The organism is Microbulbifer sp. SH-1, from assembly GCF_011326135.1.
Taxonomy (GTDB): Bacteria; Pseudomonadota; Gammaproteobacteria; order Pseudomonadales; family Cellvibrionaceae; genus Microbulbifer; species Microbulbifer harenosus.
The window spans coordinates 2935765-2950813 of the sequence record NZ_CP046948.1 but is presented as its reverse complement, the minus strand read 5'-3'; the positions used below and the strand labels follow the sequence as shown (position 1 = coordinate 2950813).

At 60.2% G+C, this 15049-nt stretch carries 13 protein-coding genes; 7 read left to right on the top strand and 6 right to left on the bottom strand.

Features of this window, described 5'->3' with window-relative positions; all coding sequences use genetic code 11:
* Positions 1-360: 360 nt before the first annotated feature.
* The 3 genes from bioD (at position 361) to GNX18_RS12085 (ending at position 3384) form a co-directional block, all read left to right on the top strand.
* Complete coding sequence (bioD, locus tag GNX18_RS12095) at positions 361-1062, top strand: dethiobiotin synthase (protein WP_138235123.1); 702 nt, start codon at positions 361-363, stop codon at positions 1060-1062.
* A 166-nt stretch (positions 1063-1228) separates the two neighbouring features.
* Positions 1229-3004 carry an acyl-CoA dehydrogenase C-terminal domain-containing protein gene (locus GNX18_RS12090; protein WP_166218416.1) on the top strand — a complete coding sequence of 592 codons (1776 nt, stop codon included), beginning with the start codon at positions 1229-1231 and terminating at the stop codon, positions 3002-3004.
* 176 nt (positions 3005-3180) lie between these two features.
* A complete protein-coding gene (locus GNX18_RS12085; protein ID WP_138235121.1) occupies positions 3181-3384 on the top strand; it encodes a DUF3094 family protein in 204 nt (67 codons plus the stop codon).
* A gap of 32 nt (positions 3385-3416) precedes the next feature.
* Here the strand turns inward: GNX18_RS12085 and GNX18_RS12080 are convergent, their stop codons facing one another.
* On the bottom strand, positions 3417-3881 hold the full coding sequence (locus tag GNX18_RS12080; RefSeq protein ID WP_166218414.1) for an EVE domain-containing protein: 465 nt from the start codon (positions 3879-3881) through the stop codon (positions 3417-3419).
* Positions 3882-4029: 148 nt separating this feature from the next.
* On the opposite strand from GNX18_RS12080, the gene GNX18_RS12075 reads away from it, so the two are divergent.
* The 3 genes from GNX18_RS12075 to GNX18_RS12065 all read left to right on the top strand — a co-directional run bounded on the left by GNX18_RS12075 (position 4030) and on the right by GNX18_RS12065 (position 6655).
* Positions 4030-5118 (top strand): sensor histidine kinase, encoded by a 1089-nt coding sequence (locus GNX18_RS12075; RefSeq protein WP_166218412.1) that lies wholly within the window; start codon positions 4030-4032, stop codon positions 5116-5118.
* A gap of 67 nt (positions 5119-5185) precedes the next feature.
* Complete coding sequence (locus GNX18_RS12070; protein ID WP_166218410.1) at positions 5186-5998, top strand: LytTR family DNA-binding domain-containing protein; 813 nt, start codon at positions 5186-5188, stop codon at positions 5996-5998.
* A 66-nt stretch (positions 5999-6064) separates the two neighbouring features.
* Positions 6065-6655: an HdeD family acid-resistance protein gene (locus GNX18_RS12065; protein ID WP_138235117.1), complete on the top strand. Its 591-nt coding sequence runs from the start codon at positions 6065-6067 to the stop codon at positions 6653-6655.
* 69 nt (positions 6656-6724) lie between these two features.
* Here the strand turns inward: GNX18_RS12065 and GNX18_RS12060 are convergent, their stop codons facing one another.
* Together GNX18_RS12060 and GNX18_RS12055 are read right to left on the bottom strand one after the other, a co-directional pair.
* Positions 6725-9508 (bottom strand): M1 family metallopeptidase, encoded by a 2784-nt coding sequence (locus tag GNX18_RS12060; RefSeq protein ID WP_240913997.1) that lies wholly within the window; start codon positions 9506-9508, stop codon positions 6725-6727.
* Positions 9509-9806: 298 nt separating this feature from the next.
* Positions 9807-11366 carry an alpha/beta fold hydrolase gene (locus GNX18_RS12055; protein ID WP_166218408.1) on the bottom strand — a complete coding sequence of 520 codons (1560 nt, stop codon included), beginning with the start codon at positions 11364-11366 and terminating at the stop codon, positions 9807-9809.
* A gap of 421 nt (positions 11367-11787) precedes the next feature.
* Between GNX18_RS12055 and GNX18_RS12050 the strand changes: the two genes are divergently transcribed.
* Positions 11788-13326: a hypothetical protein gene (locus tag GNX18_RS12050; protein WP_240913996.1), complete on the top strand. Its 1539-nt coding sequence runs from the start codon at positions 11788-11790 to the stop codon at positions 13324-13326.
* Positions 13327-13421: 95 nt separating this feature from the next.
* Here GNX18_RS12050 and GNX18_RS12045 read toward each other — a convergent pair whose 3' ends face one another.
* The 3 genes from GNX18_RS12045 to GNX18_RS12035 all read right to left on the bottom strand — a co-directional run bounded on the left by GNX18_RS12045 (position 13422) and on the right by GNX18_RS12035 (position 15043).
* Complete coding sequence (locus tag GNX18_RS12045; RefSeq protein ID WP_240913995.1) at positions 13422-13811, bottom strand: VOC family protein; 390 nt, start codon at positions 13809-13811, stop codon at positions 13422-13424.
* Positions 13808-14416: a DJ-1/PfpI family protein gene (locus GNX18_RS12040; protein WP_166218406.1), complete on the bottom strand. Its 609-nt coding sequence runs from the start codon at positions 14414-14416 to the stop codon at positions 13808-13810. Before GNX18_RS12040 ends, GNX18_RS12045 begins: the two co-directional genes overlap by 4 nt.
* Positions 14417-14479: 63 nt before the next feature.
* On the bottom strand, positions 14480-15043 hold the full coding sequence (locus tag GNX18_RS12035; protein WP_138235114.1) for a sugar O-acetyltransferase: 564 nt from the start codon (positions 15041-15043) through the stop codon (positions 14480-14482).
* Positions 15044-15049: the final 6 nt, after the last annotated feature.

Below are 15049 nucleotides of genomic sequence, written 5' to 3'. Positions count from 1 at the left end.
TTATGGCATTTGTTGTTACATTCCGGGGCGTAAAAATCAGCATCCTTGCTCTCGCACTTCCACATCCCTGGCTAAGCGGGGAGTTCCGGGCGAGTTGATTCGCCAGAGGAAAAGCAATGTGGTTGCGCGGTGCGACTTGGTGGCGCAAAAGCGTCTTGACAGCGCTGTCCCTGACTGCCAACCCAGGCCAGGGCCGGGGGTTTTATTAGGCAATTATCCTAACCCGGACCGATTTAAGGCGAGGTGGGTTGTATGAATATTGCTCCGAGTGGTCAATTTATCAGCAAGTAGTTGACGTTTAAAGGGGCGTCAAACAAAAAGATCAGAATCTGAAAGACCGAAGTGAATGAGGAAGATTCCGTGACCAGTACTTTTTTTGTGACCGGCACCAATACCGAGGTGGGCAAGACCTATGCGACGGCGGCGCTGCTTGTGGCAGCGGCGGAGCGAGGACTCACTACGGCGGCGATCAAGCCGGTGGCCTCCGGGTGTGAACAGACGCCGGAAGGGTTGCGCAACAGGGATGCGCTGACCCTGATGGAGGCGATGACCCAGGATCTCGAGTATCAGCAGGTCAATCCGGTGGCTCTGGAGCCGGCGATTGCACCGCATATCGCGGCGATGGAGGCGGGTAAGCGCCTGGATGCTTCACGCCTTGTGGGCATCTGCCGCGGGGTGATCAGTGGCAAACCGGATCTGGTGCTGATCGAGGGGGCGGGGGGCTGGCGGGTGCCGCTGACGCCGGGGACCTTTCTTTCCGACCTGCCCAGGGAGATGGAGCTGCCGGTGATTCTGGTGGTGGGCATGGAACTCGGCTGCATCAACCACGCGCTGCTCACCGCGGAGGCCGTTCGCCGCGACGGCCTGCGGCTGGCGGGCTGGATTGCGAACTTCGTGCGCGGGCCGCAAGCGAACATGCCCCGTGCGGATGCCAATCTGATGACGTTGAAAGCGCTGCTGCCCGCCCCCTGCCTCGGCGTGTTGCCGCACGATGCATCCGGCGACTACCGCCAGGGCGCCGCCCACCTCGATCTCGCCCCGCTGCTATCTTCTCCCAACTGATTGCCATTCTGTGACTGATCGTTGAGCCGGATACCCGTATCCGGTTTGACTTGGCTTGACTTGAGGGATGCTTGGGCCTAGATTTCAAACAATTGTTTGAAACAAACGACTGATTCATTCTGCTCCTCCCAGTTCCAGAGACCCAATTAACCGAAGAGGCGAGACCATGGCCGAGTACAAGGCACCACTGCGCGAGATGAATTTCCTGCTGCACGAAGTATTCGAGGCGGACAAGCTGTGGGCGCGGCTGCCGGCGCTGGCGGAAACCGCCGACCGCGACACCGCCGATGCGATCCTGGAAGAGATGGCCAAATTGGCCGCCAACACCCTGGACCCCATCAACCGCTCCGGTGACGAAGAGGGCTGCCAGTGGAACGACGGTGTGGTAACCACACCCAAGGGCTTCCCGGAAGCCTACGCCACCTACTGCGAGGGCGGCTGGGGCGCGCTGGTGGGCAACCCGGAATTCGGTGGCATGGGCATGCCGAAAACCCTCGGCGCCCAGGTGGAAGAGATGATCTGCGCCGCGAATATTTCCTTCGCGCTCTACCCGGTGCTGACCAACGGCGCCTGCCTGGCGATCGACGCCCACGGCAGCGAGGAGCTGAAGCAGAAATACCTGCCGAACATGTACGCCGGCACCTGGGCCGGTGCCATGGACCTGACCGAGCCCCACGCCGGCACCGACCTCGGCATCATCCGCACCAAGGCGGAGCCTTTGGACGACGGCAGCTACAGCATCACCGGTTCCAAGATCTTCATTACCGGCGGTGACCACGACCTGTCCGAAAACATCATCCACCTGGTACTGGCCAAACTGCCGGACGCGCCGAAAGGCCCGAAGGGCATCTCCCTGTTCCTGGTGCCGAAAATCCTGGTGAACGAAGATGGTAGCCTGGGCGAGCGCAACGCGGTCAACTGCGGCTCCATCGAGCACAAGATGGGCATCAAGGCCTCCGCCACCTGCGCAATGAACTTCGACGGTGCCAAGGGCTGGCTGGTGGGCGAGCTGAACAAGGGACTCGCCGCCATGTTCACCATGATGAACTACGAGCGTCTGGGTGTGGGCATCCAGGGTCTCGGTGCATCCGAGCGCTCCTATCAAAGTGCCCTCGAATACGCCCGCGACCGTGTACAGAGCCGTGCACCGACCGGCGCCAAACAGCCGGAGAAGGCGGCGGACCCGATCCTCGTGCACCCCGATGTGCGCCGCATGCTGCTGACCCAGAAGGCCTACATCGGCGGCGGCCGCGCACTTTCAACCTACGTGGCCAGGTGGCTGGATATTTCCAAGTACGGCGAGGGTGAAGAGAAGCAGCACGCGGAAGCGATGGTGGCGCTGCTCACCCCGGTGGCGAAGGCCTTCTTTACCGACAAGGGCCTCGAGTGCACCGTGCTCGGCCAGCAGGTGTTCGGCGGTCACGGCTATATCCGCGAGTGGGGCCAGGAGCAGCTGGTGCGCGATGTGCGCATCACCCAGATCTACGAGGGCACCAACGGCATCCAGGCCTTGGACCTGATCGGCCGCAAGACCGTCGCCAACGGCGGCGCTTTCTTCGACCTGTTCGCCGCCGACGTGCAGGCGTTCATCGACGCCAACAGTGACAAAGAGGCGCTGGCGGAATTCATCCAGCCGCTGGCTGCCGAGCTGCAGCGCCTGAAAGAGGTGACTGCCGCAGTGATCGAAGCGAGCAAAACCGACCCCAACGCGCCGGGCGCGGCGTCGGTGGAATACCTGCACCTGTTCGGTTTCGTCGCCTACGCCTATATGTGGGCGCTGGTAGCGAGTGTGGCGGCCGGGAAGGACGAGGACTTCTACCGCGGCCAGGTGAAGACCGCGCGTTTCTATTTCGCCCGCTTGCTGCCGCAGACCCAGGCTCTGGCCGCCAGCGTATTGGCCGGCAGCGCCACCCTGATGGATATCGAAGACGAGCTGTTCTGATTCCCGGCCACGCGATTTGCCGCTGTTAAGTAGAAAGCCCCGCCTGACGGGGCTTTTCTGTTTGAACAGGTGTCTGTTGAACGGATTCCAGCGGGTGCCCACCGCAAGGTACTGGTCTCCCGCGGCGCGCGCCCCTACACTCGGGCAATCACAGCAGACACTATTCCGGGGACGCAATGACAGAGAAAGAACCCGAAATCGCGCCGAAAAAATTGTCCGCAGAAGACCAGGCACGGGTCGACCGCTATCTGCACAGCGGCTATAACGACGTGGAGCGCAAACCCTTCCGCCCCATTCTGCTGCTGGTCATCATTGTCGGTGTGCTTACCCTGCTGTCGCTGCTCAGCCTGTTGATCGCACAGACCAAAGGTGTGGTTTGAGCGCGTAATAGCGCGCTGTTCAAGAGGAAAGGTCAGCCAGCGCCGCCAAGCTTCGACAAGAGCTTCCACTCCTTCTCAGTCACCGGCTGTATCGACAGCCGCCCCTGTTTCACCAGCACCATTTCGGCAAGCTGTGGATTCTGCTTAATCTCCGCCAGCGGCACAGGCTGTGGGAACTCGCTCTGCCACTGGATATCCACGCAGAACCAGCGGGGATTATCGCTGCTCGCCTTGGGGTCGAAGTATTTGCTCTCGGGGTTGAACTGCGCCGGGTCCGGATAGGCAGTGCGCGCAATGCGCGCGGTGCCCACCACCGCGGGCACCTTACAGGCGCTGTGGTAGAACAGCACTCCATCACCCTCGCGCACCTCGTCTCTCAGAAAGTTGCGCGCCTGGTAGTTGCGGATACCGTCCCAGCGCCCGGTCTGACCGGGCTCTCGCTTCAGGTCAGAAAGGCTGTACTCGTCCGGTTCCGATTTGAATAGCCAGTAATTCATTGTGCGTGCCTCGCTTGCGGTCGCGTTCTGCGGCAGTCCGTCCGATTGCTGCGTTTGGTGGTATTTCGTCCACGCCCCGGGTCATTTAGGCTATTTTCCCAGATTGGCGCACTCTCTGCGCCTGTTTGGAGGTTTATGGGCATGGTTTATGGGTGTTAGCGTATTCAATTGGCTGTCGGCAAAGCTGGCTTCTGCGCGCTATCAGTACTGGGCGCTGCAGTGTACTGGCTGGGGTGGCTATACGCTGCTGACGTTTGTGGGCAGTTTTTTCTGGGTGAAGAACCACTGGCTGCACACTGGCTATATCGCCGTTGCCACCGCCTCAGGCGTGCTGCTGACGGAGCTGATGCGCCGCGGCTTCCAGCGCCTGTGGGACAAACCGCCGGCTACCCGTCTCATCGGCTCGCTGGGAGTGGTGGTACTTGCGGCGCTGCTGTGGGCCGCGATCAAATTCGGCGGTTCCCTGTGGTTGTATGGCAAGGAGAGCGAAGAGCACCCGGCAGTAGTGGCCATTTACTGGTTCTCCTATTCGTTTCTCATCTACATGACCTGGACCGCACTCTACTACGGTATCAAGTACTACCAGGCCTCGCTGTTGCAGCAGGAGAAGGCGCTGAAGGCGGAGTCCATTGCGCACCAGTCGCAGCTCAAGATGCTGCGTTACCAGCTGAATCCCCATTTCCTGTTCAACACCCTGAACGCCATTTCTACCCTGATCCTGGATCAGGACGGCCGCACCGCCAACAGCATGGTCACCCGCCTGTCGCAGTTCCTGCGCCACTCGCTGGACAACGACCCGATGCAGCGGGTAACGCTGGCGAAAGAAGTCGAAGCGCTGATGCTGTATCTGGATATCGAAAAAGTGCGCTTCGCCGACCGGCTGCAGGTGAATGTGGATCTCGATAGCGAAGCGTCCAAGGCACTGGTACCCAGCCTGCTGCTGCAACCTCTGGTGGAAAATGCCATCAAATACGGCATCTCCCAGCGGGAGTGGGGCGGCGAGATCACCATCAAGGCGCGGGTATTCGCCGGTGAGCTGCTGCTGGAAGTGAGCGACAATGGCCCCGGTGTGCCGGGAGCGGAACTGGCGCGGCTCGGCACCGGCAGTGGCGTGGGCATCCGCAATACCTGCGAGCGTTTGCGCGCGCTGTACGGGGTGGAGCAGAAAACCCGTTTTTGCAATCGCCCCGAGGGCGGTCTGGCGGTACATTTGCGTATTCCTTTTGAGCAGGAATAGAGCGAGTAAAGAATAAAGTTCAGTCCTGCATTGGTATGGACGTGACCGTTGAGTGGAGTGTGGACCCGTGAGTAGTGACGTTCTCAAAGTCATCATCGTCGACGACGAGCCGCTGGCCCGCCGCGGCCTGCGCCTGCGGCTGGAGAATCTCGGTGGCGTGGAAGTGGTTGGCGAATGCGGCAACGGTCGCGAAGCGCGGGAGCAGATCCAGACGCTGCGGCCGGATGTGGCCTTCCTGGATATCCAGATGCCCGGTGTGACCGGCCTTGAGCTGGTGCAGCTATTACCCAAAGAGGATATGCCGCAGATCGTGTTCGTGACCGCTTACGACCAGTACGCAGTGGACGCCTTCGAGGTCAACGCCGTGGACTATGTGCTGAAGCCCATCGAGGAAGAGCGTTTGGCGCTCGCCCTGCAGCGGGTGCGCGAAAAGCTCGGCAGCGAACACTTGGCCGCCCAGCGCGAGAAGCTGCTGGAAGCGGTGGCGGATCTCACCCAGGAAACGCCCGAGGCTCTGGAGCAGAAGCTGGCCGCCGGAGATTTCGGCAGCAGCCGTTATCCGGAAAAGATCGCTATCAAGGATTCCGGCAAGATCACCCTGGTACCGGCGCGCGACATCGACTGGATCGACGCCGCTGGCGACTATATGTGTGTGCATGCGAATGGCGAGACCCACGTGATGCGCATCACCATGAAGGAATTGGAGCAGCAACTGGACCCGAAAGTGTTCCAGCGCATTCACCGCTCAACCATCGTCAATTTAAAGCGCGTGCGGGAAATCTGCGCCCATATCAATGGTGAATATCACCTGGTGCTGAACAATGGCGAGCGGCTGAAAATGAGCCGCAGCTACAAGAACAAGGTACAACATTTCATCTGATTCGCTATTTGCGCAACATCACCCTATAACTTCCGGCGTAATGGTCTTTATGCATCGGGAGTCATCATGACTGGGAATTCAGTTTCGCTTGCACAACGTCCCCTGCTGCGCGCACTGACCGATAACTGGTGGGTGGCGCTGTTGCGGGGCCTGTTTGCCATACTGTTCGGCGTGCTCACCTTTGTGTGGCCGGGGATCACTCTGTTGAGCCTGGTGATCCTGTTCGGGGTCTACTCGCTGATGGATGGCATTGTTGCCATTTACGGTGCCATTAAAGGCCGCGGCGAGGTGAGCCGCTCATCGCTATGGTGGCTGTTGTTTGTGGGTATCACCGGCATCGCTGCGGGGATCGTGACCTTCTTTTATCCACAGGTTACCGCGCTGGTGCTGGTGATCTTTATCGGTGCCTGGGCACTGGTGCGGGGCATTTTCGAAATCATCGGCGCTATCCGTCTGCGCAAAGAAATCGACCACGAGTGGTTGCTGATTTTTGCCGGCTTGCTGTCGGTGATTTTCGGTCTGGTGCTGTTGCTCAAACCTGGAGCGGGGGCACTGGCGCTACTGTGGCTGATCGGTAGTTACGCCATCCTCTTCGGTCTGATACTGGTGTGGCTGGCCTTCCGGCTGCGTAAACTGGGTAAAGCTTCGCTCACGTAAATACGCGCATCTGTAGACAAAAACGGCAGCCACTTGGCTGCCGTTTTTGTCTGTGAACACGAAATGTGTTTACTTCAGTTCCGCCGCCAGCGCCTGACCTTTTTCCTTCAGTGCCATACACAAGTTGATGCCTTCCTCCGTCTGCGCCAGCGCGCGCTCGTAGCCGGGCACCAGTTTCTGTTGCTGGGTGAACAGCATTTGCACCTGCTGCAGTGAGTTCTGGTCGCAGAAGTGGGCGGCGAAGCGCGGGGTGTCGCGGCGCCACTGCTCGGGGATTTTGTTCACTACGCGGCTGAAGTTGTCCTGCAGCCACTGCCAGTTGCGATCCTGCAGCGCCGGTTCTGCCAAGGCGTTCTGGATCAGACCGAATGCCTCGCGGCTGCCGAGTTTGTCGCTCAACGCCAGGCTGTGGATGGTATCCAGCTGTGCGGGATCGGTAACGCGGCCGATGGCGCTGGCGCTGGCGCTTTCAAACCGAGGGTCATCAAGCTCGCCACGTACCTTGATCAGGTGATTGAGAAATTCCTTGCCGGAATCCTGCACCGCAACGGTGAGCGCGGCTTCGTACAGGTCGGAGTCGAGCGCGTCGGCATTTCTCGGTTGGCGGAAGCCAGTGAACTGCTCGGCCTTATCCCGCAGGGTTTTGCGCGCTTCCTGGTTCTTGCCCTCCAGTGCCAGGAAACCGATCAGGCGGCTGTATAGCAGCTGGCTGTCGGCGTCGCTCTGTTGCTGCAGTGCCTCGAGCCTGCCGCTATAGAGTTTGCTCAGGAACGCCCGCCAGTATTCCGCCTGTTTGGGGTCTACATAGTGCGCGGTGTATTTCGACAGGTTACTGAGTGGAGCCTCCACCACCTGGCGCTTGTCGGCACTGGCGGCGAGGCGGATCACTTCGGTCAGTACCGCCGGTTTCAGGTTGCCCGCTTCAAACGCGGCGAAGGCGCTGTCGATCAGGCTTAAGCGCTCGGTGGGGCTGAGATTGTCGAACTGCGCGAGCAGTGACTGCCAGTGTTTCTCTTTCAGGTTAAAGCGGTAGTAACCGCTGCCGTCCACATTGGGCATTACCCATTTCGGGCACTCGCCGCCAGAGACGTCCACGGTTTGCTCGCTTTCGGTGAGGAACTCGCACTGGCTGACGCCGTTGCTGGCGCGCATGCAGAAGGGAATGCTCCACCGCTGACCGACTTCCTGGATCGGCGAGCCGAGCGGCTTGTAACGTTTCTGTTTGACGCGAATCTTGGCGTCGCCCTGGGTGCTGCAGTCGAAGGTCAGGTCCAGTTGCGGTACGCCTTTCTGTTCCACGAAGGTGCGGAAGGTATCGGTGAGCTGCGGGCTGTTGGTTTCCTCGCCGATGACTTTGTAGAAGTCCGGCGAGTCGGCCACGCCGTCGGCAAAGGTTTCGATATAGCGGCCGAGGGCCGGGCGGAAGGTGTCTGCGCCGAAGTATTCGTCCACCATGTGGATGACGCCAAGGCTCTTGGAGTAGGTGATGGCGTCGTAGGCGTTGCGAATATCGTTGTTGTCGGTAATCGGTTCGCGAATGGCGCGGGTGCTGGCGAGGGAATCCAGCTTCATCGCGCGGATGGCGCTCACCGCGGCGTTCAGGTCGTGACCGCCGTCCGGTTCCATGATGGTGAGTGCCAGCGGTGTGCCCCAGGTGGCGAAGCCTTCCTTCAGCCACAGGTCGTCCCACCAGGGCGGGGTGACCAGGTTGCCGAACCACATGTGGGCGATTTCGTGGGCGTGCACGCCGAGCAGCGCGAGGCGCAGTCCCGGTGCCGGTTCGTCACCCTCTACCAGAATGCGCTCTTCGCGGTAGGTGATAGCGGCGGAGAGTTCAGTGGCGCCGCTCGGCCACTGCGGTGCGGCGACGATGTCGAGTTTTTTGAACGGATACGGGCGCTGCAGCTGCTCTTCGAAAATGCGCAGCATCTGAGGGGTGACGTCGAGGATGTATTTGAGGTCGTCGCCGCGACCCTTGCGCGCGAAACCGCGCAGCGGCAGTGCTTGCTTGCGGTATTTGTTGGCCGGGATCGCCGGGCGCTCAACCACGTCGAACGGGCCTACCGCGAGCGAGAGCAGGTAGGTGGACATGGGGCGGGTTTGGGCGAAGGTGACTTTTTCCAGCCCACCCTCGACATCGCTGCGGCCAATTTCCGGGGCGTTGCCGATGGCCACATAGCCTTTGGGAATGGTGAGGCTGATGTCGTAGGTGGCTTTGAGGCCGGGCTCGTCGAAGCCGGGCAGGAAGCGGCGCGCCTGGATGGATTCGGATTTGGCCAGTGCGTAGGCGTCGCCCTGTTCTTCCACCTTGAACAGGCCGGCGAGGTTTTTGTCGAACGGTGCGTTGTAGTGGATGCGCAGGGTGAGTTCGCCTGCGGGTACGCCGCCGGCGAAGTCGACGCGCACGACGCCGCTGTCGAGCATCTGGCGGTAGTGGGCAGCGACGATCTTGTCTTCGGCTTTTTGCTTGCCGGTATCGCCGGGGAGCAGGGCTTCGATGTGGGTGACGTCGATGTTGTTGCCGTGCATCCAGATGTGGTCGGTGGGGTTGTCGATGTCTATGTCGATTTCCACTTGGCCGTGGAAGCGGTCCTGGCGCGGGTCGAGGGTGAGGTCGAGGCGGTAGGCTTTGGGCCGTACGCCGTCGGGGAGTTTGCCGGCGGGGGGCTGTTCTTCACCTTTGGCGGCGGGTTCCAGGTTGGCTTTGGTGGAGTCTTGCAGGGCACTGTCGCTGGGTTTGTCCGCGGTGGTTTGTTCTTGGGTGTTTTTGTTGGCGGTGTCGCAGCCGCCGAGGAGCAGGAGGCCGGCCAGCAGGCTGGGCAGGGCCAAGCCGGGCAAAGTTGTGTGTCGCATGTGTGTTCTTTGGGTTGGTTTTCTGGGGAGTCGGAAATTTTCCCTATTGTAGCGGGTTGGGTGGGTTGATCTGGAGGCGCGACGGGACGGGTGGGCTCTGGACTGCGGTAGGTTGAACTGCGTGCCACTGGATGGTCCGGTGGCGGCGAAGGGCTGGGGGCGAGTTTTCAGGACCGGGCTAGGCGCCCCCCTTCAATACATCCCTGTACGCTGCGTCGGCAACATCCCTGTTGCCGACGGTCCTGAAAACTCGCCCCCAGCCCTTCACCTTCGCATCAAGTGATTCACTTCGTAGCGGTCACAAATGCGGAATCGTCAGCACCGACTGTCGGTTGCTGCGGTACGGCACTTCGATTTCATAGTGTGTGTCTGCGGGCTTCTGGTAAATCGCCCCCTCGGTGTCGATGGCCAGTGTCACCACATGTCCGGGCGGTACGTCGTAGGAGGTGGTGAAGAGTTCGAGGGAGATTTTCTGGGCCTGGCCAACCTGGGCGTTGTGCAGGGTGATGGGGGCGTGGGTGATGAGGCGGCCCCAGCCGAGAGGATCGGTGTCGTAGAGGTGGACCTGCAGTTGTACTTCGGGCTTGCTGGGTTTTATCCACATTTCGAGGCGTGGGGTGCCGCGGATTTTGAAGGTGCTCCAGTGCACCGGGGAGTTGTATTCGATGGCGTGGTAGCCGTTGATGCCTTTCATGTCGGTGTACACGGGGATGCCGAAGCCTTCGAGGGCGTCGGAGATGAGGGGGATGCCGGTGCCGGCCAGGGTGTCGGCGCCGCCGTGGAAGTCGTTGCTCCAGTTCCAGCCGCTGTAGGGAGCGGTTTTCATGCGGGCGTTGTTGAAGTAGCTGAGCCTGGGGTGCAGGTGGTAGCGGGTGGTTTTGTCGGTTACCGGGAAGTCGGCGAACTGTTCTATTTGGTTGCGGATGCGCACGGTCATGTCGACTCTGGGTTCGGTGTCGATGCCGTTGGCGTCGCCTTTGAGGTAGTGGTCGAACCAGCGGAAGCTGGTGGCCCAGATGTGGCCGTCGTTGCCGCCGAGGGTTTCGCCGATGGCGTGGGTGCCGGGGTTGAGCAGGAGCTTTTTGGGGCTGTCCAGCAGGCTGTAGAGCTGGATCATGCTGTTGGGTTTGAACAGGTAGTCGGCGAAGTTGTTGGACATGAGCACCGCGGTGCCGTTGGCATTCAGCTGGTCGACGTAGGTGAGTGCTGAGCGCGGGCCGGCGAAGGTGTACACGCTGTCGATGTCGCTGCCGTTTCTGAGGTTGCTCCAGATCACGTCCACCGCAGGGTCGAGGTTGAAGGCGGTGAGGGTGAGCAGGGTGCCCCACACCAGGTTGACGGTTTCGTTGGGGTAGAGCCCCTCGACGATGTCAGACCAGCCGGAGAGCGCGGCGACGGCGTCGATGCGCGGGTCCTGGGCGGCGAGGACCAGGGAGGTACCGGCGCCGTAGGAGATGCCGGCGGCGCCGAGCTTGCCCACAGGATAGTTGGCTTCGAGCCAGTCGATCAGCGTCTTGCCGTCGGCGATGGTGGCGGGGCCGGTGACATCCACGGTGCCGCCGGAGGTGCCGAAACCTCGGGTGGAGTAGCTCATTACCAGGTAACCGTTTTGCGCCAGCTCCTTCGCCTGCAACAGGTACTGGTGTTTATCCAGCGCCCAGCTGTTGGTGAACAGTACCGTCGGGTAGCCGCCGGCGGGGGCTGGGGTATCCGGGATAAAGAGGTTGGCGTCGATCTCGGTGCCGTCGAAGCTGGTGATATCCAGGTCGGCGATAAACGTCGGCGCAGCCTCTGAGGCGGGGGTAAATGCGGCGCACAGGGCTGCGGCCAGTACTGCCGGCAGGGCTAGTGTCTTCATGGTTTTCTCTCTGTATTTATTTCTTTTATTACATCGTCATCGCGTCGGCCGAGGCTTTGGGCTGGCCGTAACATCGAGTCTATGAAGATCGCGCGAAGGGAAAAGCCGTGACTTTTCGTGACTGTGAGGCAGTTATCGGTCAGTGGCGTGTGGCTATACGTAGAACTTTTCGGTCAGCTTGTGACTGAGTATGCCCAGCCAGGTCGTGACCGGCTTATGCCCAGGATGAATTACAGGTTCTCGTTTAAGATTGTTCTTTTTTTAACCAGTGAAAACGGTTATTGTGGCTTTTCGCGCAACACTGCTCATAAAACAGTCAGTTGCACCATTGGCGAAAAATCCGGGTGATCAGAATATGTTTTCACGAATGCTCGCATATGTAGTCGTTCTTTCCGGTTCATGGCTGTTTACGAGTAATGCCATGGCGGACAGTCTGGCGCAAGACACCTGGTACGAAATTGACAGCGCTAACTTTCACATCGTCACCAACGGCGATCCCGGCTCTGTGCGCCGCCTGGCGGAAGATCTGGAGCGCTACCGCGCGGTGGCACTGGGCCTGCTCGGCGCCAGCGATAACAGTGCCAAGCTGACCATCTACGCCGCCGCCGACCGCGAGAGCTACGCGGGTCTGGTCGGGGAGGATTTGTCGGAACTCACCAACGGCCTGTTCGACACCACCGCCGAGGGCAGTTATGCGCTGGTCAATCTCGATGGCCGCACCGGCGAGCGTCAGCTGGAGGCGCGGGAATTCCTGTTCCACGAATACACCCACTTCCTCAGTTACAACGGCACCACCACGCACTATCCCTACTGGTACAGTGAGGGTTTCGCCGAGTTTATGTCCACCATGACCTTCGGTCCCGGCAGCACCTACGAGATCGGTGCGATTCCCGGCGAGCGCGCCATGACCCTGCTGTACACCAGCCCCATGCCGCTGCAGGAACTGCTGCGCGCCACGGTGTACAACACGCCGGATGAAGAGAAGGGGCGGGTCTATGCCAGCGGCTGGATGCTGGCGCACTGGATCATCATGGAGAGCGGCAAGACCGAAGAATTCAAGCAGTTCGTCAAGGATTACAACAACGGCGCCGACCCGGTAAAGGCGCTCACCAAGAATCTCGGCATGACCATCGCCCAGATCGAGGAGGCCTACAACGGCCAGTTCCAGAGTGGACGCTTTGATCTCGCCCGCGGCAAAGTGCCGGCGAGCTTCAAGTCCGTGCGCCCGAAACTGAAGGTTATGAGCCCGCAGGATACCGTGGTTGAACTGGCGCGCTTCCTGGTGAAGTCCGGTTATAACGCGGAGGGGCTCGAGCAACTGGTGAAATACGCGGAAAGCGAAAACATGTACTCAGCGGAACTGACCGCCGTGCGCGCGGATGCCGCTACCCGCCGCGGTGACTTCGATCAGGCCGCCCACCTGCTGGCACAGGTAGCGCCGTCGGACCGCAACGCCTTCTGGTACCAGAAAGCGCAGGCCTGGTTGTGGCTCAACCGCGAAATCGGTGCGCTGGGGGGCGACCGCAACAAAGCTGCGCTGAAAAAAGCCCGCGACAAGTTCGTGCAACTGGTCAACAACCAGTCCGACCAGGCGATGAACTGGTATGGTCTCGCCATCACCATGGAAATGCTGGGTTACCCGAAAAAGCAGTACGTGGATATGCTCGAGCAGGCCTATCTGCGCGCGCCGCGCGAGCTGCACATCGCCCAGTGGATGGCCAAGGAGCTGTATGACCGCAAAGATGCGGCCTACTTTGCCCAGGTGGCGCAGCCATTGATGCTGGAACTTACCAGCGAGGTCGAGTACAACCAGATGAAGAATATGCTCGCGGAACTGAAGCCTGAGGCGACCGGCCAGGCTCTCGAAAGTGCGAAAAGCCAGAGCCGCGCGCTGGTGAAAGACAAGTCGAAAGACAGCAAGAATGCGATCGGAGGCAACGCCGCCAAGGCGACGCCATAAGGGACTGCGTTTTTCTCCATCGAGCTGGCGGAACACCTGAGGGGAGCTTTGCTCCCCTTTTTTTATTGGCCACGGTTATCGGGCACGCGTCGGAATCAGGACTCGTACAATTCCAACGGCAGCCCGTCCGGGTCACTGAAAAACGTGAACCGCTTGCCGGTGTATTCGTCCACCCGCACCGGCTCTACCTCTACACCCTGCGCTTCCAGAACCGCCTTCACCTCTTCCACGCAATCCACCGCAAACGCCAGGTGGCGCAAGCCCTGCGCCTCGGGGTAGCTGGGACGCGCGGGCGCACCGGGAAAGGAAAACAGTTCTAGCTGATCGCCGTTTGGCAGCTGGAGATCCAGCTTCCAGGAATCGCGGTTGGCGCGGTAATTTTCTGCAATGATCTCGAGCCCGAGAACCTCGGTATAAAAAGTTTTTGACCGCGGATAATCGGAACAGATGATCGCCGCGTGGTGGATCGACTTCAGAATGGTCATTGATTCAGAGCGCTGATAGATGCCGCGTTGGTGTGCCAGTCATATTCCATCTGGCGCGCGGTTTTCACGGCGAGCGCGGGTGAGGTGAGCCGGGAAACCAGGTGCAGACTCATGTCGATCCCCGCCGATATGCCACCGGAGGTTACGTATTTTCCCTGATCAACCCAGCGTTGATTGCCGATCACATTGACGTCGGGAAAACTGTCGGCCAGAGCCTGTTGATCCTCCCAGTGGGTGGTCGCGTCGAGACCTGTAAGTACGCCTGCCCGTGCCAGAAGGAACGCCCCGGTACACACCGACGCAACCAGATCCGTGCGCGCTGCTGTGCGGGAGACCCAGTCAATAACCTCAGGCTTTTCCAGCTCCGCGGTGTGCACTCCACCCGCGACGATCAACACATCCAGTGCGGGGTGGTCTTCGATGCTGTAGTGGGGCACCACGAGATACCCCGCCCTTGCGGAAACAGGGCGCAGTTCCTGCGCGATCAGAAATACGTTGAAATATCCGGGCGGGGCGCTCAGGCGACTGGCCGTGGAAAATACTTCGAAGGGGCCGGAAAAATCCAGCACTTCCGTGTCGTCATAAATATAGATACCGATATTCAACGGTCGGACTCCACTATTCAAAAATTTACGTTGCTTTGCCTCGTGGCAAAGGATCGAACTGCGTCAGGATTCTGAATTGATCGTGCGGATTACCCTGGCTGGGTTGCCCGCCAGCACCACGTTGTCCCCAAAGCTCTTGGTCACCACCGCGCCGGAGGCGACCACCACATTGTTGCCAAGGGAGACGCCCGGATTGATCACCGCCATACCACCGATCCAGCAGTCGTTGCCGATGGCGATGGGCTTGGCGTACTCGCGTCCGCTGCGACGCTCCACCGGATTTAGCGGGTGGGTTGCGGTATAGATGCCCACCTGTGGCGCCAGCATGCAATTGTTCCCGAAACGCACCTCCGCCACATCGAGAATCACGCAGCCAAAGTTGGCAAAAAAATTTTCGCCTACGTGGATGTTCTCGCCGTAGTCGCAGTGAAATGGCGATTCAATCTGAATCTGCTCGCCGGTACTGCCGAACAACTGTTTGATTAAGCGGTCGCGCCGGAGCTTGTCCTGCTGGCTGACGCTGTTCAGTTCCTCGAACAGCATTCGTGCACGCAGGCGCATCTCCGCGAGTTCGGAGTCTGCCGGATTGTACAGCTCGCCGGCGAGCATTTTGGCTTTTTCATTCATACAGAG